The organism is Lentibacillus jeotgali, from assembly GCF_000224785.1.
GTDB classification, from domain to species: Bacteria; Bacillota; Bacilli; order Bacillales; family Amphibacillaceae; genus Lentibacillus; species Lentibacillus jeotgali.
The window spans coordinates 92,732-117,513 of sequence record NZ_AGAV01000013.1; the positions used below are offsets into that span (position 1 = coordinate 92,732).

Consider the following 24,782-nt stretch of genomic DNA (forward strand, 5'->3'; position numbering starts at 1 on the left):
GAATACCTGCCTTATTTCTATTTATAGCATGTTTCAGTCTGAAGAGATGTTAAAATCCCTTGCTTTTGATTGGCAAGGGATCATGACTAAAAACAATTCAAATTATGGATATAAACGATTCAGCAGTCTTGGGAATGGGATCGTTTCGCGAACGTGGTCCACTCCGGCTATCCAGGCAACCGTCCGTTCAAGACCTAATCCAAAACCGGAATGCGGTACACTGCCATATTGACGCAATTCAAGATACCATTTATAGGCAGGACCAGTGAGATTGTGCTCTTCATAACGCTGTTCCATAAGTTTGAAATCATCAATACGCTGCGAACCGCCGATAACCTCTCCGTAGCCTTCCGGTGCAATAAGATCTGCACACAAAACAACTTCAGACCGTTCAGGATCAGGCTTCATATAAAAGGATTTAATATCAGCCGGATAATTTGTAATGAAAACTGGTTTTTCAAAGCTCTCGGCAATTGCTGTCTCATGTGGTGCACCGAAATCTTCTCCCCACTCAATATCGGTAAACCCTTTATCTTTTAACAATTTAATGGCACCATCGTAGCTGATTCTAGGAAATGGCGCTTTGATTTTCTCCAGTTTTGATGTATCCCTTCCAAGTGTATTGAGTTCAAGCTGGCAATTTTCCAAAACTGACTGAACGACAAAACTGACATACTGCTCCTGTATTTCCAGACTTTCTTCATGATCAACGAAAGCCATTTCAGGTTCAATCATCCAAAATTCAATCAGATGTCTGCGCGTCTTTGACTTCTCTGCCCGGAATGTCGGACCAAATGAAAACACTTTACCAAGAGCCATTGCAGCAGCTTCCATATATAATTGTCCGCTTTGGGACAGATAAGCTTCTTCATCAAAGTACTGTGTATGGAAGAGTTCGGTTGTGCCCTCTGCAGAAGATCCTGTTAAAATCGGCGGATCAACTTTCACATACCCCTGATCATTAAAAAATTGGTAAGTTGCTCGGATAATTTCATTTCTTACTTTCATAATGGCATGCTGACGGCTTGACCGAAGCCATAAATGACGATGATCCATCAGGAACTCAGTGCCATGTTCTTTCGGTGTAATTGGATAATCAACGGCTTCTTGGATAAGCTTAATGTCTTTTACCTGCATTTCATAACCAAAGGGTGATCTCGTGTCCTCAACAATTTTTCCTGAAATGTACATCGATGATTCCTGGGTCATATTTTTTGCAAGCTGAAATACTTCCTCTGTCACATCATTTTTGGCCACAACACCCTGAATAAAGCCGGTGCCGTCTCTTAATTGCAAAAAGGCGATTTTACCGCTTGACCTTTTATTAGCAAGCCATACACCAATTGTCACGTCTTGATCTTCATATGCTGGTACTTGAGAAATTGTTGTTTTCAAAATATACCCTCCAAAGCTATGATTGATGATTTAGTATGAATCGCTTGATTCGTGTTGCGGCTTCTTTTAGTGAATCGGCTGATACAGCATAAGATAAACGGACATTTTCCGGTGAGCCAAACCCTGATCCTGGCACTAAGGCAACCTTTTCTTCCTCCAACAACGCCTTAACCCAGTCATCAACAGTATCAAAGCCATTCTGACTGACGGCTTCCCGTACATTCGGGAAGACATAAAAGGCACCTTTAGGTTTGACACAAGAAATTCCTGGTATGTCTGTTAACAAATCGTACAATAATTCAAGCCGCTCACTGAATATTTCCCGCATCTCAGCATTGGGGTCTTCATCTGTATTATAGGCCGCTAACGCTGCATACTGGGCAATAGACGTCGGATTGGATGTTGAATGAGACGCAAGGTTGGTCATGGGCTTAATAATGTCAGCCGGTCCCGCGGCATACCCAATTCGCCACCCCGTCATTGAATGCGATTTGGATACACCGTTAATAATGACAGTATGATCTTTCAGTTGACTCGAGATTTCAGCCATCGATACGTGGTTGTCACTCGTATAAATCAATTTCTCATAAATTTCATCGGACACGATTAAAATATTATGCTTCAGACAAATTTCGCCAAGCTGCTGCAGTTCTTCCTGATTATACATCATACCAGTCGGGTTGCTTGGTGAATTGATAATGACAGCTTTTGTTTTCGGTGTGATGGCAGCTTCAAGCTGTTCCGGCGTTATTTTGAACGCATTTTTTTCCTCTGCATTAATGAAAACAGGTTTTCCTTCAGCCAGTTTGATCTGCTCTGGATAGCTGACCCAATACGGAGCAGGTACAATTACCTCATCAGTTTTATTTAACAGAACCTGGAAGAGTGTATATAGGGCGTGTTTGGCACCTGTTGTAACGATGATTTCCTCAGTTGTGTAAGTGAGTCCGTTATCACGGCGAAATTTATTTGCAATTGCCTGCTTTAACTCCGTAATGCCGCCGGCCGGCGTATATTTGGTAAAGCCATTCTGCATCGCTTCCCCGGCTGCTTTTAGTATATACTCTGGTGTATTAAAGTCAGGTTCCCCTGCTCCAAGCCCGATGACATCATATCCTTGAGATTTTAATTCTTTCGCTTTTGCAGTAATCGCCAATGTCGATGAGGGCGTTAATGTTTTCACTCGATTTGCCAGTTCCATATTCATCACCTTCCTAATCAAATATCTGGTTGAACCGGATCACGTCAATCGTTGATCCATCTTGAAAAGATAAGTATTCCATCACATACTGATTTTGATTATTCTCATATGTTATTTCCCATGCGGGCTGATTACCATCATTCGAAATGACGGCCGGTTTAATATCAAACAGTGTACAGGTATTACACTGATTGTACCAATTTTCTTCAATTTTCTTTTCTGCAATGATTTCTGACTGGTTAACGCGTATTATATTGGAAGAATTACCGTCGAACGGGTAAAAAACAATGACGTCATCGTTCGCATTCGTTTTGCCATAAACTGTATAATACGCATTTTCACCATGATAGCGCTCAATATTGCTGATTGAATTTAGTTTGGTTTCCTCGAGTAGCTTCGTTTGAATTTGCTCAAATGCTGCTGTACGATTACCCTCAACAGCCTGATACAAATAAATTCCGAAAGCAAGAAATGTAACCGTCAGAAAAATAACAATACCCAACCCCCACTTCAGCCATCGGGGTATCGTCAATTGTAAAAAGCGTTTCTCCCTCATTTATCTCATCCTGTAATTATAAAATGCTGCTTATTTTATCATATTTTGCTACTTATATTGCCGATAACTATGCTAACACTATAAGTAACGTTGAAAATAAATTAGCAAATCACATTATATAGTATAACAAGCATTGCGGCAAATGTGTTATTTATTTCAACAAATAAATTTCCGGCCCCATACCCTTTGGACACTGATGCATCACCCCATGCATCAGTATTTTTTATACGTTAAAACCATTCTTGTGCATTCTCCATGATCGCGTGTGTTGTATCATGCGTTATCGGTACAGCGGGAATTGATTCAGTAAAATATTTTCCATATCGTGCCTTCATGATGCGGGCATCACATACAAACACGATCCCGCGGTCATTTGTGGAACGAATTAGCCTGCCAAATCCCTGTTTGAATCGGATGACGGCGTTTGGTAAAGCTAATTCAAAAAATGGGTTTTTACCTGCATGTTTAAACTGATTCGATTTTGCCTCATATACAGGATGATTCGGCGGCTGAAAAGGCAGTCGTACGATCATAAGACATGACAGGTCCTCTCCCGGGATATCGACACCTTCCCAGAAGGAGCTTGTCCCCAGCAGAATGGACTGGCTGAATGTTTGGAAATTCTTCTTCAGCCGGGATCTGCTGCCGCTGGATATTCCTTGTGCAATCAGCATAAATGTACTGGTATCAATTGTTTCTCTCAACAGATGATAAGCCTTCCGCAGCATGTCATATGATGTGAACAAAACGAGCATCCTGCCGTCGGTAATCCTAGCCAGTGATATAATGGCATCACATACAGCATGAACGAATTCATCCAATGAACTGTGTCTGACATCAGGGAAATCATCCGGGATCATTAACTGCACCTGATTCTGATAGGAAAACGGCGAGTTTATTTTGGCGGTCATTACCTGTTCCGGTGACAGTCCAAGTCTTTTCTGGCTGAAAGAAAATGAATTCCGTACTGATAATGTGGCACTCGTCAAAACGACACTTTCTTTTTGGTTGAAAAAGTCATGGGCCAGTAGAGTCGATATGTCTGTCGGTTCACTATACAGATAAACAGCATTTTTGGCTCCGTATGCTTCCATCTCAACCCATTTGACCTCGGCCTGCTCGCTATCCGTTAAAAACAGCTGTTCCATCCGGTCGATGATGGATTGGAGTGCCTCCATATGTGTTCTGACATCTTCCAAATAGTGATCAACCGGTGTTTGGATGGATTCGAGATGTTGTTTCAGGGATGAAAGCAAATGGATCAGGTCACGTAGATAAAAGGTTAGCCTACTCACCATTTCCTTAATGACATTCCATTGTTGAGGATCTTCTTTATCACCAACAAAACGGTACTGGATCCTGCCGGTATCACTCAGGGATTTATCTTTTTGTTTCTGTTCAACAACATATTGAAACAACATGCGAAACAAATCATCGACTTCATTTTTTGTATTTCCGAAGATATCATCCCAGGCGTCGTTTGAAAAACGGTCATTATCATTTATCGGATGATCCATAAGCAATTTGCTCAGCCAGTCACTTTCATCTGTTCTCCCTATCTGGGAAAGCGTGTTTTGTACCTGGACGTAATGCAGTCTTAAACCATAATGTTTGGAAGCCGTTTCTTCCAAATGGTGTGCTTCATCAATGATTGCTTTATCATAGGAGGGCAGCAACTGATAATCATTAAACATATCCGTGCACAATAAGGCATGGTTCGTAATCAGAATATCCGCCTGCTGTGCTTTTCTGCGGGCTCGTTGATAATATGATCGCGAGAACCATGGTGATGATGGATCGATAACACCTTCTGTATCCGTCGATATCTGCTTATAAAATAAATAGCCGCTTGATGGAAGCTGAATCTCATCAATATCCCCTGTTTCCGTTTCTGTCAGCCAGACGAGCAGCATGGCTTTTGTCAAAGTGACATCGTAATTTTCTGTCTGTTCTGAAGTGAGGGCACGCTCAAATTTTTCAAGGCTGATGTAGTGCTGTTTGCCCTTAAGCAAAGCGACACGGAATGGAAATGATACAAGCTGGTGGATTAATGGAATCTCTTCATCCAGCAATTGAGATTGTAACTGAGTTGTATATGTGCTGATAACAATTTTTTTATTTTGGGTTACTGCCTCATAAATGGCCGGAAGCAAATAAGCTAATGTTTTCCCTGTCCCTGTTTCTGCCTCAATAAGCGCATGTTTCTTTGTGTGAAAGGCATCGAATACTGTTTCAGACATTTCGCGCTGTCCACTGCGTTTTTCATACTTGTGCAGGTGCTGTTCCATGGCGCCGCCAGCCTCGTAAATACGATCAAGGAAGACGCCGAAAGATGTATCGATGTGCTGTTTCTTCGGTTTAGTATCGGCCACTTTTTTCATAGCCAGCCCCCGATATATATCCATACCTTCGTTTTCATCACTTGAAAAGGCAAGTGCCTGGTGCTGTTCTGACAGTATGGCATTCAAATCGGATTTCATACCCTTTTCGAGATTGAGCATATGCCCGATGGTTTCATAAGGAAGCTGTCTGAGCTTTTGCAATAATATTAACAGTAACTTTGCAGTCATATGCGCATCTGCTAATGCACGGTGCGGTTCATCATGTGTGATCTGCAGGTAATCCGCCAATTGCCCCAATTTAAAACCTGGAGCCTGCGGATAAAGCACCCGGGCAAGTTCTACTGTATCCATTACCGGGTTATGCAGTTCAGGAAAACCGCTATTATGCAGTTCACCATTCAGAAAACCTAAGTCGAACGGTACATTATGTGCCACCAGATAACTATTCTCAAACAAAGCTGTTATCTCTGCAGCTTTGTCCTGAAATAAAGGCGCTTCCTGAACTTCTGTATCCGTTATACCTGTTAAATTTGTTATAAAAGCCGGGATCGGCTTATTTGGGTTAAGAAACGTGGAATATTCGCCGGCGATCTCATTGTTTTCAATAACAACTATTCCAACTTCAATAATTTTATCGGAGTTTGCCGGTGAATGTCCTGTTGTTTCAAGATCGACTACAACAAACCTTTCGTTCATAATGCCACCTTACTCTCAATTAAACGTATTACAGTAAAATCATTTACAATTGTTCCTTCCGACTTATTTGCGGAACCATTCTATTTCGCCTGAATAAATTCTCCGAGGTCCATCCGTTTCACTCTGAACAATCAATGCGCCATCTTCAGCAATACCGGTAAAGGTCGCATCCAATAGTTCACTGTTTGTCCGGATCCGGATGGCTTCTCCAATTTTATATCCGTACGACTCCCACTTATTTTTTACATCTGAAAAACCGTCCTGGATAAACGAATCATAGGCCTTTTCAAAGGACATTAAGATTTTCTGAATGATTTGTACGATTTGCTGATCTTCACCTGTTTCCAATTTAAGTGAGGTTGCCTTATTGCTTATGTCCTCTGGGAAATCATTATTTGAATGATTGACATTAATTCCGATCCCTGCCGCAATATATTGTATCCGATCCTGTTCAGCCTGCATTTCAGTTAAAATGCCGGCTGTTTTCTTATCATTGACCAATAGATCGTTCGGCCATTTAATTTTTGGTTCTGCTGAAGTATATTTCGTAATGACATCAGCCAGGACAGTGGCCGCCAGTAATGTCAGCTGCGGTGCAGCAGCAGGAGGAATCGAGGGACGTAATATCATACTCATCCAGATGCCCTTATTTCTGGTCGAATGCCACTGACGGGCCATCCTCCCTTTCCCTCTTGTCTGTTCATCAGCAATTATGACAGTTCCATGTTCAGCGTTGTCCCGTGCCGCCTGATGAGCCACTTGCTGTGTTGAATTTGTTGTTGTCTTATGTATGATATTTTTGCCCAGCCACTTTGTCTGCAGCCCCCAATGCAATGTGTTCTCGCTCACCTTGTCAGGGGATCCGGCAATTCTGTAACCTTTCCGCCGGACGCCTTCAATTAAATATCCGTCTTTTTCCAATTCTTTCATATGTTTCCAAATTGCACTGCGGGATATATTTAACTTTTCCGAGAGAAATTGTCCTGAGACATATTGATGATTACTTGTTTCAAGAAGCTCAATTAATCGGTAGCGTGTGGATTCCATTTCACCCATTCCTTTAATGCATTCTTGTTATTATTCAGATGTCCTGTAACGACTTGTTTCTCTATTTGCTTCAAAGTATCACCGATCCATGGTCCGGGTCGTTTGTCCGGGAAAAGCAGGCGCAGATCTGTTCCGTTAATCTCTAACGCCTGGCTAGAATGAATCGGAAGGCTATGAGCCATTTTATTAACAATTTGCTTAGATAAGCGGTTATCAAACAACACATTAACCAGTAAGACAAAGTCACTGTAGCCAGTCGTATGCAGGCCATATACAAGCCATGGATCCAACCCGCTACGTTCATAATAATACAACGCTTTAATAAAGGATTCTGCTTCAAATTTGATTCTATTGGAACACTTCCATTTTTTTGCCCAGGTATCAATTGAAATGGCCGGTTCGACAAAATGGAGCATAGCTATAACCGCCCCGAAAGACTGCAGCGGTTTGATAGGTTGCGGCAGCCGTTTCATAATCGCAGGGTTATCTTTAAAAACAGGCAAATGCTGCTCTACGTTTATCACCTTGAAATAATTCATGCCCGTTTCAATATATGCTCCTGCAAAGAATTTAGCGGTTTCCTGTAAAATGCGTTCCACTGCTATCGATTTCAATTCATTTATTACAGATTGCATTGCCTTTAATGTGTGTTTATTCAGTGAAAAGCCCAGCTGGCTTGAAAAGCGGAGTGCACGCATGATGCGTAAAGGATCCTCTTTAAACCGGTCATAACCATTGCCTACCGTACGGATGATTCCTTTTTGGATATCCTCCTGGCCATTAAACAGATCGATTATGACCCCCGTCTTGTCCATTGCCAGCGCATTGATCGTAAAATCACGCCGTTTTAAGTCCTGATCAATTGTTGTAACGAATTGAACGGAATCAGGATGCCTTTGATCGGTGTATTCATCATCAACCCGAAATGTCGTCACCTCATAAGAGTGATGTTCATACCGCACGATAACTGTCCCATGTTCCAGACCTACAGGGATGACTTTACTGAAAATCTCCCGAATGACATCCGGGCGGGCGGATGTGGCAATATCTATATCCCCGATGTGTCGACGCAACAATAAATCACGTACACAACCGCCGACAAAATAGGCCTCGTAACCATATGATTCGATTTGTTCCAATACCCCAATTGCTTGTCTGAACTGTTTGGTCCATTGCACCGGAATCACCATCTTCAGTGTTAATTCGTCATGAGCTGGTCATATAAATTGATATATTGCTGTACAATGTCCTGTGAATAGAAATAGGTTCGGGCATGTTTTAAAGCATTAACAGAAAATTGTTCTAACAGCGCATCGTTTTGCAGCAAATCAATGGCATATGCCGCAGCCTGATTAGTATCTCCAAGTTCAACGATAAACCCCGTTTCATTGTGCTTAATCACTTCGGGTATGCCGCCGATATTTGTGCCGATACAGGGAACCTCACACGACATCGCTTCTAAAAGGACAAGACCGAAGCTTTCTTTTTCAGACATGAGTAATTTTAAATCAGATATTGATAACAAATCACTGACATTTTTTTGTTTACCTAAAAACAATACACTATCAGTCAGGCCCAATTTTGCTGCAAGCTGATGCATTTCTGAATACTCTGGTCCGTCCCCAACTAAAAGGAGTTTTGCACGCATTTCTTCCTGAATCTGCTGAAATGTATAGATGACATCCTGAACACGTTTTACTTTACGGAAATTGGAGATATGAATGATGACTTTATCATCGGGATCGATGCCGTACTCATCCCGGATTAAATCGGCATCTGTTTTTGCATATTCCGCTTCGTTTACAAAATTATAAATGACCTGAATGTCTTTGTCGGCACCAACCACATCATGGGTTTGTTGCACGAGACTGTTGGATACGGCAGTGACGGCATCAGATTGTTCGATGCCATGACGGATCATTTTCTTCAGAGAATGATCGATCCCCAGAACCGTAATATCGGTCCCGTGCAGGGTTGTAACGATGCTTACATCATGTTTGGCTATATCTTTAGCCAGTATAGCACAGATTGCATGTGGCATTGCATAATGAACGTGAAGAATATCAAGTTGTTCCTGGTCGATGACTTCTGCCATCTTATTGGCAAGTGCCAGATCAAATGGCGGGTATTGAAAAACCGGATAATGATTAAGCTCAACCTCGTGATAATAAATGTTAGGATTAACTCCGTTTAACCGAAACGGAAGACTGGAGGTTATAAAATGAATTTCATGCCCTTGTTCAGCCATCAGCATGCCAAGCTCTGTGGCAATTATACCTGAACCACCGACCGTCGGATAGCATGTGATACCAATTTTCTTCATGTGATATTACCTTCTTGCTCTTTTTGTTTTACAATCTGACGCCATTCAAAGTCGCCCCTTGCCAGTGCATGGATCATGATTTCGGCTGCTGCGGGATTGGTTGCCAGCGGAATCAGATGAACATCGCACAATCGCATTAAGGCACTGACATCCGGTTCATGCGGTTGAGCAGTCAGTGGATCCCTGAAAAAGATAATGGCATCCATCTCATTACTAGCTATCTTTGCACCGATTTGCTGATCACCGCCCAGCGGACCTGACTGAAATCGGTGAACGGTCAATCCGGCACCTTCAGCAATCTTTTTGCCGGTCGTCCCTGTTGCGAACAGTTGGTGGTTTTCGAGAACATGTTTGTAGGCAATCGTAAAATGAATGACGTCCTGCTTCTTTTTATCGTGTGCAATCAAAGCGATATTCATCGTATCTCCGCCTATTCAAGAATATTCTCCAGTCCATAGATCAGTTTATCTAATTCCATCACTTTGTTGACAGACAGTTTAACACCTTCCATAAATGATGCACGGTTGTATGAGTCATGCTTGACTGTCAGCGTCTGTCCGGGTCCGCCGAATAACACTTCCTGATGCGCCATTAATCCTGGCAGCCGTACACTGTGAATGTGAATGCCATCTGTTTCAGCTCCCCGCGCACCGTTAAATGTTTCTTTTTCATTGGGGTGTCCCTGCTGTTTACTTTCACGTGTCTCCTGTATCATGTTTGCGGTTTTGACTGCCGTACCTGAAGGCGCGTCCAGTTTTTGATCATGGTGTTTCTCAACGATTTCAACATCAGGTAAATATTTGGCTGCCGTTTTGGCGAATTGCATCATCAGAACGGCTCCAACCGCAAAATTAGGAGCTATAATGCAGCCCGTGCCATGTGTTGCTGATAAATCCTCCAATGCTTCAATTTGTTCGTTTGTAAAGCCTGAAGTTCCAACAACCGGGCGGATGTCATACAGCAGAGACAGTTTCGTATGTTCAAACCCAATATCAGGAATTGTTAAATCAATAAACACATCGGCATCCGTCTCCTGAAAGCATTGCTCCGGATCTTCATAAATTGGAATGTTCAATGCGGGCAGGTTCTCAATCTCGTTTAGTGTTTTTCCTCCGTTTTTACGATCAATACAAGCAACAAGCTCGAATGATTCTTCATTATGTACCATCCGCACAGCTTCTGACCCCATCTTTCCGCGCGGTCCTGCTATTATGATTTTAATTTGCATGGTCTTAAACCTCCTGTTGTAATGTTTGTATCAGTCTGTATTATTTCTGCGTCCAGCGATCTTTATCTCGCGTTTCGATTTTGCCAATTGAACGCTCGAATGCTGCAGATAAATCAATATCAAGCGAGTTGGCAAAACAAGTTAAAACAAACATGATATCACCAAGTTCTTCTTCCACGGTGTTTTCTTCTTCCGTGGTCTTTTTTGGCTTTTCGCCGTAGTAATGATTGACTTCACGAGCCAGCTCACCGGTTTCTTCGCTAAGCCTGGCCATCAGACTTAAGGGTGAAAAATAACCTTCTTTAAACTGCCCGATATAATTGTCAACCCGTTTTTGGATTTCTTCCGTCGTATACCGCGGATGGTTTGCTGTCATTTAAATCGCCTCTTTATATAAATCTAATCTCTTTTTATGTTAGCTAAAAGGGCTCGTTTTGACAAATCATTGGGCTTTTGACTTTGCATGTTAATTGTCTATAATAGAAAAAGCATCTATTTGGATTGAATGGGAGGTTTATTGGTGATGCTCGGCTTAAAACTTAAAAATATTGTATTTATTCTGTTTGGATCAGCTGTTTTCTCGTTTGGGATTGTCCATTTTAATATGCAAAATAACCTTGGTGAAGGCGGATTCACAGGCATAACATTACTTTTGTATTTTTTATGGGACTGGGATCCGGCCATTTCCAATATTGTGCTTAACATTCCTGTCTTTTTCATCGGATGGAAATTTCTCGGACGCAATACATTTATTTATACAATTATTGGCACATTGGCCGTTTCACTGTTTCTGGCCGTATTTCAGATTAACCCGTTCGCAGTTGAACTGCAGTCGGATATGACGCTGGCAGCACTTTTTGCTGGGGTGTTCATCGGTGTCGGCCTGGGTATTATCTTTCGCTATGGCGGTACAACCGGCGGGGTTGATATCATCGCAAGGCTTGTCAATAAATATGCCGGCTGGAGTATGGGCAGGACGATGTTTCTTTTTGATTTCTTCGTCATAGCATCATCTATTGCTGCTTACCTTGACATGGTGCAAGGCATGTATACGCTCTTGGCTGTCTATATTGGGGCAAGAGTCATTGATTTTATTCAAGAAGGTGCCTATGCAGCACGCGGGGCAACAATCATCTCAAGCCAGAGTGATCAGATCGCTGATGCCATTATTAAAGAGATGGACCGGGGGGTAACGGTATTGGACGGCCGCGGGAGTTTTACTGGCGAAAAACGCGATGTGCTTTACTGTATTGTCGGAAGGAATGAAATCGTCCGGCTCAAAAATATTATAAATGAAATAGATCCGCATGCATTCGTCGCCATGAGCTCGGTACACGATGTCGTTGGCGAAGGATTTACATTGGATGAAAACAAAAACCCGATAGAATAACTATTCTCATATCAAAAAGGGATGACAACGATTTGTCATCCCTTCTACTATCATATATTTCCTATTCACCGCTGGCAGCATAAATAAGGATAAACCGAACAAGTTCAGCAACAGCAACCAACGCAGCTGCAACATATGTCAATGCGGCAGCATTCAAAACCTTTTTCGTTTCACGTTCTTCGTTATTTCGGATAACGCCTGTCGAAACAAGCTGTGCCATTGCCCTATTGGAAGCATCAAATTCAACCGGTAGTGTTACTAACTGGAACAAGACAGCTGCTGAAAAGAAAATGATACCAAGTAATAGCAGCCCCTGACTAAAGATCATACCAGCGATTATCAGGAAAATCGCCATATTCGATCCCGTTGCCGCTAAAGGAGCCAGTGAAGACCTAAAGCGCAGGAACGCATAGTCCTGTGCATCCTGAATGGCGTGCCCTACCTCGTGCGCTGCAATGGCAGAGGATGACATGGATTGTCCATGGTAATTATCACTTGAAAGGTTTACGGTTTTCTTTTTTGGATGGTAATGGTCTGAAAGAAACCCTTTCGTTTCACGAACTTCTACATTGTAAATACCGTTGTCGTTAAGAATCTTACGTGCGACTTCAGCTCCGGTCATACCGGATGACGTTGCTTTGTTTGCATATTTTTTATACGTGTTTTTTACTTTGGATTGGGCCCATAAAGGGATAAGCATTAATAGCGCAATATAAATGATATATCCGCCAATACCACCTAGCATGTTCATTCCTCCGTTATATTTATAGGATTTTAATACATTTCCTTAAGGTCAATTTTAGTCAAAAACTCATCAATCGTCAATTATTTGTGTCGTCCTCTGTTTGTTTCTTTTTTTCTCCTTTGTATTTTCTCCAGCTGACATAAGATAATGTAATCGCTATCGAACCGCCAACAATCCCCACCATCCAATAAAAGGGAGTCATGTTCACATTAGAGGCGGCTTTTGCTGTGAATGTTAACGGTTCATACGCTGAGGCGATGATTGGTGCTGACAGTTGTGTGTATACGAATATCCCGGTCATGACAATCAGCAAACTCTTCATGCATTTCATGGAGGTCACCTCACATAACATGTTCATAACTAATGTATGTGCGGCTATTCCATTATATAACTTGTCATCAAAGTGAATTTTTCAAATTAACTGTCAATAGATAGGCTATCCCAATCGATACGATACTCAACCAAAACGTAAAATAGCCAATTTCATTTATGTATGACATTAAAGATGCATACATCGGCATTTGCCCAAACACATAATCAATGACATCATTATGCAATGTCCAAATGGCTGCAACGACGATGTGCCGTAACTTAATCGCGTAAAAAGGTGCATAGAGCAATCCCTGAATCGCCATTGCCCCATGGGAAAACATAAGCATATAGCCTGTGAATCCCAGTGATCCTTCAATCATAAAGGTGAGCAAGTTCATGACAACTGCCCAGATGCCGTACTTAAATAGTGTGATCAAGGCAAGTGCCTCAATGTATGGGATATTTTTATTAAACAGAAAAAACACTAATACAATCGTAAAAAACAAACTTGCGGTAGGACTGTCAGGAACAAACAACAGGAATGTATCAGGCGTTTCGGATAATTGATATCGATACCAGTAATAACCGTAAGCAGTGCCAAATAAGTTAATGATAAACAACAGGAATAAGAACCATTTATCAAGGAGTATGTATTTAATCATTACAAAGTCCCTTCTTAGAAATGTTGGCTTATCGCCAAGCTTTAATGGCGAAAGCCTAAGATGATTAAAAAATCGTAGTAAAAACACCTTCACCAATTCTGTTTTGGTAAAGGTGTTTCACATCACATTATTGTTGTTGTTCATTCACCGAAACAATAAATTCAGCGAGTTTATTTAACTCTTCGTCCGAGCCTGTGAACTGTCCCGGCGGCATGGAGCCGATACCATTCTGGGCAATATTTTTAATTTCTTCAGCAGAACGATCAATTCCAATCAGCGGCGGACCGGCAGAACCACCCTGAAGATCTTCACCGTGACAACTCATACAGTTACTTTCAAATATTGCATACCCCTCGGATTCCTTGTCAATATTAGCCTGTTCTGATGGCGGGATTGGTTTATTCGCTTCAGCCCTTGATTCCCAGTCGACTCCGGAAGCAGATTGATAAGTAAGCCAGATGGTTGATATAAGCCCTAACAGCATCATGCCAACTGCAACTGGGCGCTGGTGCGGCCGTCTGCCTGGGCCTCTATCCAGGAAAGGTGCCAACAGCAATCCGCCGAAAGCTAATCCAGGGATAATAATGATACCAAATAAAATATATGGTCCACTTGCAAAGTCATACTTTAACAATTCATATAAGAATAGGAAGTACCAGTCCGGCAAAGGTATATATCCTGCATCAGTCGGATCGGCCATTCCTTCGAGCGGAGACGGATGTGCTAATGTCAGACATAGAAAGCCTACTAAAAACACAGCCCCTGCCAGCCACTCTTTTAACAGGAAATTAGGCCAAAATGCTTCTGTCCTGCCGGGATATTCTGAGTAATCTTTCGGTATATTTGGTTTGCGTTCCGTGGAGATTCGGGAATCCCCGACGAACTTCATTCCCTTACCCTTATGCACAGCTTAACCTCCTCTATTTATAGTGGTCCGGATATTCCCTGTCTGCGGATTAATATAAAGTGTACACCTAATAAGGCAAACAATGCAGCTGGCAGGAAGAAAACGTGAATTGCGAAGAATCGTGCCAATGTCTGTGCACCGACAATTTCTTCATCTCCGGCTAGCAATGTTTTTAATTCTTCTCCAATTATCGGAACATCCGCTGCGATATTCAACCCAACTTCTGTCGCAAAGTATGCTTTATTGTCCCAAGGCAGAAGATAGCCTGTGAAACCTAAGCCTAAGATGGTGAAGAATAAAAGCACGCCAACCATCCAGTTAAGTTCACGCGGTTTTTTGTATGCGCCCTGAAAGAATACGCGCAATGTATGTAGCAGTAACATGACGACAACAACACTGGCTCCCCAGTGATGCATACCGCGTACAATTTGGCCATGTGCGACCTCAGTCTGCAAGTAATAAACCGATCGCCATGCATTTTCAATATCCGGAACATAATACATGGTCAAAAACATACCGGACAGTATTTGGATAACCACTACGAAAAATGTCAATCCGCCAAAGCAATAAACAAAGGCAGAAAAATGGTGGGCCGGATTAACATGTTCAGGAACTTCGTGGTCTGCAATATCGCGCCATATAGGCGTAATATCCACACGCTCGTCTATCCAGTCATATAATTTTTGCAGCATTAGCCCTTACAACTCCTCTCTAAGTTGAGCTTTACCAAGGAACAACATTCCGTTTTCAACTTTATGCTCGTAAATATCCAAGCCGGCTGTCGGAGGTGTTCCAGGAACATTCTTGCCGTCTTTATAATACAATCCGTCATGACAAGGACAGTAAAACCGCTCCGGATGTTCCTCGCTGCCTTCCCATGAAACAACACAGCCAAGGTGCTTACAAATCGGGGAAAGTGCAACTATTTCACCATTGTCATTTTTAAAAACCCATGCAGACTTGGTGACTTTGGATGTATACCAGCCATCAACTTGTTCAATTTCCCAATCAATACGCTGAGGTTCGTTTGTAATATCTTCTTCAGCCAGCTGAACATTGGTAAAATCGCCTTCAGACGACCCCGACTGCAACACAGGGTCAATTGCCATCCTTAATGGTGAAACCATCAGGCCTGCTGCCATAAAACCGCCTACACCTGTAAGTGTATAGTTCAAAAATTGTCGACGGGATACTGGTTGCTTGTCTTCGCTCATGATTTCCCCCCCCTCTATACATTTTTCACGGACAAGTTTATTAAATCAGATTACTAGGACAATACCATGATAGCGCAATCTGATGAGCGGGTCAATATAAATCCATTTGCACTTTCACCGGGAATCTCATGAAATGATTCATTTTAAGAACAACCGCCAAATTTTTCACCTAAACCCGGAGATTTTGTTAGTTATTATCCTTCCAATACGAACGAATAAGCTCGCACACCTGTTGGACCTGACTTCGGATAACCGACTGTCTTTCCTTGGCTTGCATTGATTCAGTCACGGCGCCGGGAAGCCAGATTAAGGTCCCCTTCATGTCCTGTTCAAACTTCTTCCAGCCAGCATCAGATGTTATGAAAAACAAATGATCGAAAGGCTGTGACCGCGTGTCATCAACCCATGAATTGATCCGTGTCACTTCTGTTTCCTTATCGGCGGACTTTAAATAATTGTAGTTCGGAGACAACATAACCCTGCCGGTTATTTCCTTTTCAAGTTCCCGGGTAAAAACTGACAATACTTCGCGTTGAAACGCATCTTTTTCAAGACTTGAATCAGTTGAATAGTGAAAAGGTATTAAAGGTAAAATGACGGTGTCAACATATTCTTTTGCCTGAATATATTGCTTTAAATCCTGTTTCGTCCATTCCATAGTATACTACCTCCTCTCCTCTCTATACTTAAAACAGAGAAAAAATTCATATAGCTTATATGTTATCCTAATAAGACAAAAAAAATCAACCTATTGTATAGGTTAATAAGGCTAATTTGATTTGCTCCGTTCCAATTTATGTAGTTGTTCAGATAATTCAGTGAACGTTTGCCGGTCCCGCTCATCTAAAGCGCTGTCAATTTTTTCCCAGAGTGATTTACGCCGGGAATCATAAATGGCTTTATCTAATAATTGTTTTGCCATTTTCTGATCCGCTTCTGTTATGAAGTATTCATCCGGAATAAACGGGTTTTCAACAAGTACCGCGGCATAAAAAATACTCTGGTGGGACTTATTAAAATTCAATTGAATATATAAGGGCTCATGCTGATTCATGCGAATGTCATGAAAGGGCTTTTCGGCATCGGTTGTTACTAATTGCTTTTTGTAAAAGCGGAACGGTACTTCATCAGAACAGTTGCTGGTTATGATTAATCCGCGCGGACAAAATTTAGCTTCTCGGACGAAATGAACATTTGACAGCAGTTTGTTATGGTTGACAATATAGTTGAGAATCCACACACTTTCCCGCTTTTTTAGCTGGTAGTTGTTTAAAAACCATTGAATAAAGCTTTTTTTATCCTTTACAGACACAGGAGTTTGCATTGATGTAACGAACCTCCTTCAAATATAACGTTCATGTGGACTATATATCTTCCGACTGCTTTAACCGTTGTACGAATTCCTCAATTTCTGGATCCAGCGGCTGCAGATGCAAGTAGGCTTCAAAGATCTGGATGGCGTTATCGATCCTCCCTTCCTCCGTCAGGAAATAGCCGTATTCTTTCAGGAAATCGCTATCCTGGTTTAAGCTATTATATGCTTCCTGGTAATGTTTTAATGCATTGTTATACGATTCCAATTCATTATACGCCCGGGCAAGTTCCCATTCATAAAGCGGGTCACTGGCCCCCATATTTTTGATCTCGTTAATCAGATCAACGATGCTATCTTCTTTTCCCTGTTGCTTAAATAATTCAATTAAAAATAAAATGGCTTCTTTATAATCCGGATCAAGGGTTACAGCTTCCCTCACCCATTTTTCACTTTCTTCATCTTTATTTAACTGGTGCGCCATTGAACCTGCGAAAAAGTACAGTTCTTTATTAAATTCATCAATTTGAATCCCCTGTTTGGCCGTTTCGTATGCCTCGTTAATCATTTCTTCCTCTTCATAAGCTTTTGCCAATTGATAATATGCGGTATGGTAATACATATCCTGTTCAATTACATGCTTCCAGGCCTGAATGGCAATATCCCGCCGGCCTGCATGTAAGGCAGTAAAACCGTATTTGAAGAGAGTATCCGGATCCTCACTATCAATGCTCTGGTAAGTCTCCAGGGCAATTTCATATTCACCTGATGCTGCGTAAGCTTCTGCCAGCCGATCATTAATCGATACGTTGGCGATTTCTTTTTCAACCGGGAGTATTTTTTCATAATACGTGATGGCTTCCCGATAATCCCCATTTGAAAAGAGCAATTCTCCCAGCGCAAAATCAATAATCGGCTCATTCGGTTCGTAATGTTTTGCACTTAATAATTTTTGTTCAGCTACCTCGAACAATCCCTGAGCCTGATATAAATCCGCCAGTTGCATGAGTGTTTGCACATATGCGGGGTCATCTTCTTCGATTTCATTAAGCAGGTTTATAGCTTCCTCATCATTGTCCTGCTCGATATAAACGTCCGCTAGCATGATTTTTATTTCACTTTCTTTCGGAAAACGATTTGATAATTCCTCCAAAAGATCAATAGCTTCTGTTAAAAATCCCCATTGAATATATAATTCTGCGATGGTGAATTTATCTTCATCATCTGCTTTGGGCAAATATTCTTCAAGTAATGCAATCGCCTTGTCCGATTCTTTGGCCTCCATCAGATGAACGGCTTCCATTATGGTACTGTCCATTAAGAACATCCTTTCAATTCTGCGTACATATCTTTTGATTATTTCATCATATCGAAAACAATTTGTTTATTCAAGGACAAAAATTGTGAGCACAAAAAGGGAACCTGTGCTTTAACAGATTCCTTATTGACATTATCCTTTATCGGTTATGCTGTTTAAATGCTTAAAAAAGTCGGGGTAGGAAATAGCTATCGATGAAATGTCATCAATTATGACGTTTTGTTTCGTGATCAAAGATGCAATGGCATGCATCATTGCAATTCGATGGTCATTATATGCTGCTACGCTTCCGCCACTAAGTCCGGAAACGCCGTTAATGACCATTCCATCTTCGGTTGGTTTGATATTGGCACCAAGACGGGATAATCCGTCTGTGACCGCTTCGATCCTGTCTGTTTCCTTAAGCCGCAGTTCTGCGGCATCCCGTATCACTGTTTCACCTTCTGCCTGTGTGGCTGCTAATGCAATAATCGGGATTTCATCAATTAATCTTGGAATGATGTCACCGTCTATGACGACACCTTTAAGTTTTTGAGATGAAATTGTAACATCTCCGAATGCCTCGCCACCAGTTGTTTGTTTATTTGAAATGTCAACTGCAGCTCCCATCTTCCTCAGTACGTCTATGATGCCAGTGCGGCTGTCATTCAGACCTACATTTGTTAAAGTCAGTTTGCTACCCGGTACAATCGCAGCAGCTGTCATAAAGAATGCTGCAGAAGAAATGTCCCCTGGCACGTAAACATCGGTCCCCTTTAAAGTCTGTAGGTTTGTGATACGGATTTGATGATCTTTAGTAATTATATCAGCACCAAAAGCCTGCAGCATATTTTCCGAATGATTTCTCGAAGCAGTTTCTTCAGTTACATTTGTAACGCCTTCCGCCAGCAATCCTGCCAGAAGGACTGCTGATTTAACCTGAGCGCTTTTAACTGGTAGTGTATAATCGATGCCCTTAATATTCCCGCCTCTTATCGCCATCGGTAAATATGAACCGTCTGAGCATCCGTCAGATTGCACTCCCATCTTTCTCAACGGCGTTACAACACGATCCATTGGCCGCTTAGTCAGCGAGGCATCACCATAAACGGAAGTGAAAAATGGCAGGCCTGCCAGGACTCCGAGCATTAGTCTGGCAGTGGTGCCTGAATTTCCAAAATAAAGAGGCTCTGCAGGCTCTGTAAAATGACTGGGACCTTTGCTGTTTATTTTAAGTGAATTGCCTTCTTGCTCAATAGATACACCGAACTGCCTGAAAGCTTCCACTGTCCGCAAACAATCCTGACCGGTTAAAAAATTCGTGATGTTCGTGGTCCCTTCTGCCAGCGCGCCCAATATGACAGCCCTGTGGGATATCGATTTATCTCCCGGTACGTTAAGTTGCCCGATAATTGGACCGGATAAAGGTGTCAACGTTACCTCGTTCAATAGGGATCACCTCTCTTGTTATTCCTCAAGCATTAGATCATAACCATATTGCTGTAAAATCTGATAGCTTCTCTGCTGCTCATCTTTGGTCGAGACACTCAGCCGCAAAACACCAGTGATGCCTTCGCGTATTTCCAGGATTCTTATGTTGGTAATGCTGATTTCATTTTCTGCAAGTATGTTTGCTACAGAAGCAATAGCACCCGCCTGATCACGGATATCAACATACAGATCATAAAAAGCCGGAAAAGCTCCCTTTTCCTGAGTGCCCAGCCCGTCGCGGAATTCCTTTGCCTGCTCTAAATAGGCTGTCAGTTCCGATTTGCCATCATTTTGGAGCATCGTCCTTAACGCGGTCATTTCATTCATCCAATCATCGATCATCCGCACCATTTTTTGTTTATTGTGATAAAAAATATCCTGCCATAGCACCGGATTTCCCGAAGCAATTCTCGTAACATCACGGAATCCCCCGGCAGCAAGCTTTGGGATAAATTCATATGTCTCCTCCCATTTTTTGGCCTGCCGAACAAGTGCAGATGCAATCAGATGGGGAAAATGTGAAATAACACCTGTCATGTCATCATGTTCATCAGCCTTTAATTCGATCATACGGCTTTTTGAAGCCTGCAACAGACTTTTAAGCGTTTCTACCGCGAATGGCGGACAGTATTCAGCTGGTGACAGTACATAAATGGCATTTTCGAATAGATGCCCCTTGGCTGCCTTAATTCCCCGCTTATGCGATCCCGCCATAGGGTGACCGCCGACGAACTGTATGTGCGAGTTTGTTAATGTGTTTGCTTTCTCAATGACCGGCTTTTTGACAGAGGACACATCGGTAACGATCACGTCTTGCTCAAAAGTCATCTCATCCAGCTGAGTCAAAAATTCAAGTGTTTCGGTAATTGGTGTTCCCAGTATAATGACATCAGCTTTTTTAGCAGCTTGTGCAACATTTGTGCTGGATTCATCAATGATTCCGTTCATCAAAGCAAATTCAAGTGTTTTGGAGTTTATGTCATAGCCAATAATATAGTTGTCTTCAGATTCATGAAGACTCCGGGCCAAAGAACCGCCAATCAAGCCAAGTCCGATGATTGTAACTGTTGTTTTCACGTCAATAATCCCTCATTTACTTTCTGATGCAGCTGGTACAGGACGTCCTGTAACTCTTGCATATCCTTTTCAGTGCCGATAGTCACCCGGATTGTTTCAGAGGAACCTAATCCTTCGACTGGACGGACGATGAACCCGTTTTCCTGTAAAAAGTGAAATGCTTTTTTACCACTGATCGGGGTAGACACCAGCAAGAAGTTGGTCTGGGAATCATAGAAAGGCCAGCCGATTGAATTCAGAAATTGTTCGAATGATTGTTTTATTTTGTTATTGCGGCTTATAGAATCTTTCAGAAATTCATCATCATCAAGAGCGGCGATTGCTGCTTGTTGAGCAATTGATGAGGTATTAAATGGACCTCTGACTACGTCAAGCCTTGGTATTAACTCTTCGTTTGCAATGCCGTAGCCTATCCGTAATCCTGCCAGCCCGTACGCTTTGGAAAATGTACGCAGAACCACTAAATTTTTATATTGGTGCAAATGTTGCAAGACATCCGGCTGCTTTTGACTGTCAGCATATTCAAAATATGCCTCGTCCAATACAACCAGTATATCCGACGGGCATTTTCCCAAGAATTCATACAAGTCATCCCGCGGTATAAGAGCTCCTGTCGGGTTATTCGGTGAACACAGCCAGACAACGTTTGTATTATCGTCAATAACCTCCAGCATCCCCTGAAGATCATGATAACCGTTTATTGTGGGTACTTCTTTGACTTCGGCACCTTCTATAAGCGCATTGTGTTTATACTGCGGAAATGTCGGGGCTGCCATGACCGTATTGACACCAGGATATAAATAAGCGCGTCCGATAATCTGTACAACCTCGTCTGTTCCATTCCCAAAGATCAGCTGATGTTCGGAAACCTCTAATTTATTTACAAGCGCCGTTCTCAGTTTCGACGTATAACCGTCAGGATAAATATTCAGGGCAGGCTTCTGTCCGGAAAGATAATCATCCACTTTCCTGGAATAACCAAACGGATTTTCATTAGATGCCAGCTTGACAATCCGGTTCAGCCCATATTCTTTTTTTACTTCTTCAGTCTGTTTCCCAGGCTGATAAGGTGTCATTTCTTTTAATATTTGTTTGCTTTTCATTCCGTACCGCCCCTTATGAATGATTTTGTGCAAGTTCTTTTTGAAAGTCATACAAATATTCCAATAAATCTTCATCGCTTATTTCCATTAACGCTGGTTTGGTCATATCTTCTAAAAGTACCATTTGAATTGTAGTGCGTAATGTTTTTTTATCTTTTTTCATTTTTAACAGTATATCCTCCGGCTCTATATCAGGTATATTTAGTGGATACCCATTTTGTTTAAGCCAGGAAACCAACTGTTCATACGGGAGTTCCGCGGAAAATGCTTTTTTACTTACCCTGAAAGCAAACAGCATCCCCAGTGCTACTGATTCCCCATGTGTTCGGTATCCATACCCTTGTAGTGACTCCAGAGCATGTCCCAATGTGTGGCCGAGATTAAGATGCTTTCGGATACCTGATTCACGCTCATCGACCTCCACAATTCCGGCTTTGATGTCGATGCCTCTAAGTAATTTGCCGGAAAGGTCCTGACTGGATAGTGCGGAAAGATCATCCTTGATTAATGAATGATATAAGTCCTCATCCGCCAGCAAGGCTTCTTTCAGCAGTTCTGCATAACCGGATCTGATTTCATGATCAGGCAATGTATGAAGGGTCTGAACATCATAGATCACAGCAGCGGGAGCATGAAAGCTGCCGATCAGGTTTTTTCCCTGTTCATGATTGATGGCGACTTTTCCGCCTACACTGCTGTCATGAGCAAGGATTGTTGTCGGCATTTGAATGAAGTCGATCCCCCGCATGAATGTAGCAGCAGCAAAACCTGCGACGTCGCCGACAACCCCGCCTCCAAGTGCGATCATAACCGACTGTCTATCAAGGCCATACTCAATTGCTTTTGTATGCAGCTGATAAAACGTATTAATGCTTTTGGCTCTCTCTCCCGCCGGAATCACATGGGAAAAAACAGTTTCCTTTGACAGACTTTTCTCGACATCCGGCAAATAACGGGCAGCAACCGTTTCATCTGTAATGATTAAAATGGATGAATAGGACTTAGGCAAATACCGGCATATTTCGTGCCGAAGATTTTCCCCGATATAAACAGGATAAGAATGAGATGCTGCCGTAATATTAGTTTCTTCCATCAGAAGCACCTTATTTCTTCCCGATAATTGTCAATTGCCTGCTTAAGTTTTGGAAACTGATCACTTGGAAATTGTTCGGTGATGGCTTTTGCTACTTCAAAGGCGACAATATGTTCCATGACAACTGACGCCGCTGGTACTGCACAGGAATCTGACCGTTCAATGCTTGCGTTGAATGGTTCTTTTGATTCGATGTCAACACTTTGGAGCGGTTTATAAAGTGTAGGTATCGGCTTCATGACACCTTTAACGACAATAGGCATTCCGGTAGTCATGCCGCCTTCAAACCCGCCGAGACGATTTGTTTTCCGGTAGTATCCCTCCGTTTCATCCCAGGCAATTTCATCGTGCACTTCACTGCCATTTTTCCGCGCTGCTTCAAATCCGAGTCCGAACTCGACGCCTTTAAAAGCGTTGATGCTGATGACACTTCCTGCTATCCTGCTGTCAAGTTTCCGGTCGTACTGGACATATGATCCAAGACCTGCCGGGACCCCTTCAACAAATACCTCCGCAACACCGCCAATGGAATCACCATCTTTTTTAGCCTGATCGATGGCGTCCATCATGTCCTGCTCGACCTCTTTATCCAATGTACGGACCGGCGATTCTTCAGACAACTGCTGCCGTTCTGTCATTGTCAAGTCAGGCTGGTCGCCAGCAATGATACCACCTATTTCTTTGACATAACCGGAGACCTGAATACCTAGATGTCTCAGCAGTGTTTTAGCAACAGCTCCGGCAGCTACCCGGGCGGCTGTTTCTCTTGCCGAAGAACGTTCCAGCACATTGCGCATATCCCGATGGCCGTATTTTAATGCGCCATTGAGATCAGCATGTCCCGGTCTGGGCCGTGATACAGTCCTTCTTAATTTCCTGTCGGCTCCTTCTTCAATCGGATGTTCTCCCATTATATCCACCCAATGTTTGAAATCATCATTATGTATAACCAATGAAATTGGTGATCCGAGTGTGTAACCATGCCGAACCCCGCTGGTAATTTCAGCCATGTCTTTCTCGATTTGCATCCGTTTACCGCGGCCATGACCTTTTTGTCTCCGGCGCAGTGAATGATTAATATCATCCTGCAGCAAAGGCATATTGGCTGGGATACCTTCAATTACTGTTGTTAATTGCTTGCCATGTGATTCTCCTGCTGTCAGATAACGCATGGAACATCCTCCTTTACAAAATTCATTCTTTAATTATTTGTATTACTATATCATAAATTGACTATTTTTTGTTGCACTTTAAGAAATTTTGAAATTTGATAGGGTCAAAGTATGTAAAAACTGATACTGTTATGTGCCCCGATACACAAAAGCCCCCGTTCTTAAAAACGGAGGTTCTAATGAATCTTCTATAAAAGTTGTTGTTGGAATGGCTATGTT

General features: G+C 42.3%; 25 protein-coding genes. 1 reads left to right on the forward strand and 24 read right to left on the reverse strand.

What is annotated here, in order from left to right:
• Positions 1-102: 102 nt before the first annotated feature.
• The 10 genes from asnS to ON01_RS09495 all read right to left on the reverse strand — a co-directional run bounded on the left by asnS (position 103) and on the right by ON01_RS09495 (position 11,164).
• Positions 103-1,395 (reverse strand): asparagine--tRNA ligase, encoded by a 1,293-nt coding sequence (gene asnS, locus ON01_RS09450; RefSeq protein ID WP_010530794.1) that lies wholly within the window; start codon positions 1,393-1,395, stop codon positions 103-105.
• Positions 1,396-1,411: 16 nt separating this feature from the next.
• The gene (locus ON01_RS09455) at positions 1,412-2,596 is read right to left on the reverse strand and encodes a pyridoxal phosphate-dependent aminotransferase (RefSeq protein ID WP_010530795.1); all 1,185 of its coding nucleotides are present in this window, start codon (positions 2,594-2,596) and stop codon (positions 1,412-1,414) included.
• A 13-nt stretch (positions 2,597-2,609) separates the two neighbouring features.
• Positions 2,610-3,152: a cell wall elongation regulator TseB-like domain-containing protein gene (locus ON01_RS09460; protein WP_010530796.1), complete on the reverse strand. Its 543-nt coding sequence runs from the start codon at positions 3,150-3,152 to the stop codon at positions 2,610-2,612.
• Positions 3,153-3,382: 230 nt separating this feature from the next.
• Complete coding sequence (gene dinG, locus ON01_RS09465) at positions 3,383-6,190, reverse strand: ATP-dependent DNA helicase DinG (protein ID WP_010530797.1); 2,808 nt, start codon at positions 6,188-6,190, stop codon at positions 3,383-3,385.
• A gap of 63 nt (positions 6,191-6,253) precedes the next feature.
• The gene (locus tag ON01_RS09470; RefSeq protein WP_029329072.1) at positions 6,254-7,237 is read right to left on the reverse strand and encodes a biotin--[acetyl-CoA-carboxylase] ligase; all 984 of its coding nucleotides are present in this window, start codon (positions 7,235-7,237) and stop codon (positions 6,254-6,256) included.
• The gene (locus ON01_RS09475; RefSeq protein WP_010530799.1) at positions 7,213-8,415 is read right to left on the reverse strand and encodes a CCA tRNA nucleotidyltransferase; all 1,203 of its coding nucleotides are present in this window, start codon (positions 8,413-8,415) and stop codon (positions 7,213-7,215) included. Before ON01_RS09475 ends, ON01_RS09470 begins: the two co-directional genes overlap by 25 nt.
• A 20-nt stretch (positions 8,416-8,435) precedes the next feature.
• Complete coding sequence (bshA, locus tag ON01_RS09480) at positions 8,436-9,560, reverse strand: N-acetyl-alpha-D-glucosaminyl L-malate synthase BshA (RefSeq protein ID WP_010530800.1); 1,125 nt, start codon at positions 9,558-9,560, stop codon at positions 8,436-8,438.
• The gene (locus ON01_RS09485; RefSeq protein ID WP_010530801.1) at positions 9,557-9,979 is read right to left on the reverse strand and encodes a methylglyoxal synthase; all 423 of its coding nucleotides are present in this window, start codon (positions 9,977-9,979) and stop codon (positions 9,557-9,559) included. The genes bshA and ON01_RS09485 overlap by 4 nt, the downstream gene beginning before the upstream one ends.
• A gap of 11 nt (positions 9,980-9,990) precedes the next feature.
• Positions 9,991-10,788, reverse strand: coding sequence for a 4-hydroxy-tetrahydrodipicolinate reductase (dapB, locus tag ON01_RS09490; RefSeq protein ID WP_010530802.1), 798 nt, complete (start codon positions 10,786-10,788; stop codon positions 9,991-9,993).
• 40 nt (positions 10,789-10,828) lie between these two features.
• The gene (locus ON01_RS09495) at positions 10,829-11,164 is read right to left on the reverse strand and encodes a nucleotide pyrophosphohydrolase (protein ID WP_010530803.1); all 336 of its coding nucleotides are present in this window, start codon (positions 11,162-11,164) and stop codon (positions 10,829-10,831) included.
• Between the two features lie 147 nt (positions 11,165-11,311).
• Here ON01_RS09495 and ON01_RS09500 point away from each other — a divergent pair, with 147 nt between their 5' ends.
• Positions 11,312-12,178: a YitT family protein gene (locus ON01_RS09500; protein WP_010530804.1), complete on the forward strand. Its 867-nt coding sequence runs from the start codon at positions 11,312-11,314 to the stop codon at positions 12,176-12,178.
• Positions 12,179-12,239: 61 nt separating this feature from the next.
• On the opposite strand, the gene ON01_RS09505 is transcribed toward ON01_RS09500, so the two are convergent.
• The 14 genes from ON01_RS09505 to aroC all read right to left on the reverse strand — a co-directional run bounded on the left by ON01_RS09505 (position 12,240) and on the right by aroC (position 24,563).
• A complete protein-coding gene (locus ON01_RS09505; RefSeq protein ID WP_010530805.1) occupies positions 12,240-12,923 on the reverse strand; it encodes a zinc metallopeptidase in 684 nt (227 codons plus the stop codon).
• A 76-nt stretch (positions 12,924-12,999) separates the two neighbouring features.
• Positions 13,000-13,254 (reverse strand): sporulation protein YpjB, encoded by a 255-nt coding sequence (locus tag ON01_RS09510; RefSeq protein ID WP_010530806.1) that lies wholly within the window; start codon positions 13,252-13,254, stop codon positions 13,000-13,002.
• Between the two features lie 67 nt (positions 13,255-13,321).
• The gene (gene lhaT / locus ON01_RS09515; RefSeq protein WP_010530807.1) at positions 13,322-13,897 is read right to left on the reverse strand and encodes a lipoprotein heptaprenylglyceryl N-acetyltransferase LhaT; all 576 of its coding nucleotides are present in this window, start codon (positions 13,895-13,897) and stop codon (positions 13,322-13,324) included.
• A gap of 127 nt (positions 13,898-14,024) precedes the next feature.
• Complete coding sequence (locus tag ON01_RS09520; RefSeq protein ID WP_010530808.1) at positions 14,025-14,804, reverse strand: menaquinol-cytochrome c reductase cytochrome b/c subunit; 780 nt, start codon at positions 14,802-14,804, stop codon at positions 14,025-14,027.
• Positions 14,805-14,821: 17 nt separating this feature from the next.
• Entirely contained in the window at positions 14,822-15,496 is a 675-nt protein-coding gene (gene qcrB / locus ON01_RS09525) for a menaquinol-cytochrome c reductase cytochrome b subunit (RefSeq protein WP_010530809.1), read from the reverse strand.
• 6 nt (positions 15,497-15,502) lie between these two features.
• Positions 15,503-16,018 (reverse strand): QcrA and Rieske domain-containing protein, encoded by a 516-nt coding sequence (locus ON01_RS09530; protein WP_010530810.1) that lies wholly within the window; start codon positions 16,016-16,018, stop codon positions 15,503-15,505.
• A 187-nt stretch (positions 16,019-16,205) separates the two neighbouring features.
• Positions 16,206-16,676 (reverse strand): YpiF family protein, encoded by a 471-nt coding sequence (locus tag ON01_RS09535; protein ID WP_010530811.1) that lies wholly within the window; start codon positions 16,674-16,676, stop codon positions 16,206-16,208.
• Between the two features lie 111 nt (positions 16,677-16,787).
• A complete protein-coding gene (locus ON01_RS09540) occupies positions 16,788-17,342 on the reverse strand; it encodes a ReoY family proteolytic degradation factor (protein ID WP_010530812.1) in 555 nt (184 codons plus the stop codon).
• A 40-nt stretch (positions 17,343-17,382) separates the two neighbouring features.
• Complete coding sequence (locus tag ON01_RS09545; protein ID WP_010530813.1) at positions 17,383-18,648, reverse strand: tetratricopeptide repeat protein; 1,266 nt, start codon at positions 18,646-18,648, stop codon at positions 17,383-17,385.
• Between the two features lie 132 nt (positions 18,649-18,780).
• The gene (gene aroA, locus ON01_RS09550) at positions 18,781-20,076 is read right to left on the reverse strand and encodes a 3-phosphoshikimate 1-carboxyvinyltransferase (RefSeq protein WP_010530814.1); all 1,296 of its coding nucleotides are present in this window, start codon (positions 20,074-20,076) and stop codon (positions 18,781-18,783) included.
• Between the two features lie 18 nt (positions 20,077-20,094).
• Complete coding sequence (locus tag ON01_RS09555) at positions 20,095-21,195, reverse strand: prephenate dehydrogenase (RefSeq protein ID WP_010530815.1); 1,101 nt, start codon at positions 21,193-21,195, stop codon at positions 20,095-20,097.
• Positions 21,192-22,298, reverse strand: coding sequence for a histidinol-phosphate transaminase (gene hisC, locus ON01_RS09560; RefSeq protein WP_010530816.1), 1,107 nt, complete (start codon positions 22,296-22,298; stop codon positions 21,192-21,194). Before hisC ends, ON01_RS09555 begins: the two co-directional genes overlap by 4 nt.
• Positions 22,299-22,311: 13 nt before the next feature.
• Positions 22,312-23,391, reverse strand: coding sequence for a 3-dehydroquinate synthase (gene aroB, locus ON01_RS09565; RefSeq protein WP_029329074.1), 1,080 nt, complete (start codon positions 23,389-23,391; stop codon positions 22,312-22,314).
• Positions 23,391-24,563, reverse strand: coding sequence for a chorismate synthase (gene aroC / locus ON01_RS09570; protein ID WP_010530818.1), 1,173 nt, complete (start codon positions 24,561-24,563; stop codon positions 23,391-23,393). The genes aroB and aroC overlap by 1 nt, the downstream gene beginning before the upstream one ends.
• Positions 24,564-24,782 lie beyond the last annotated feature (219 nt).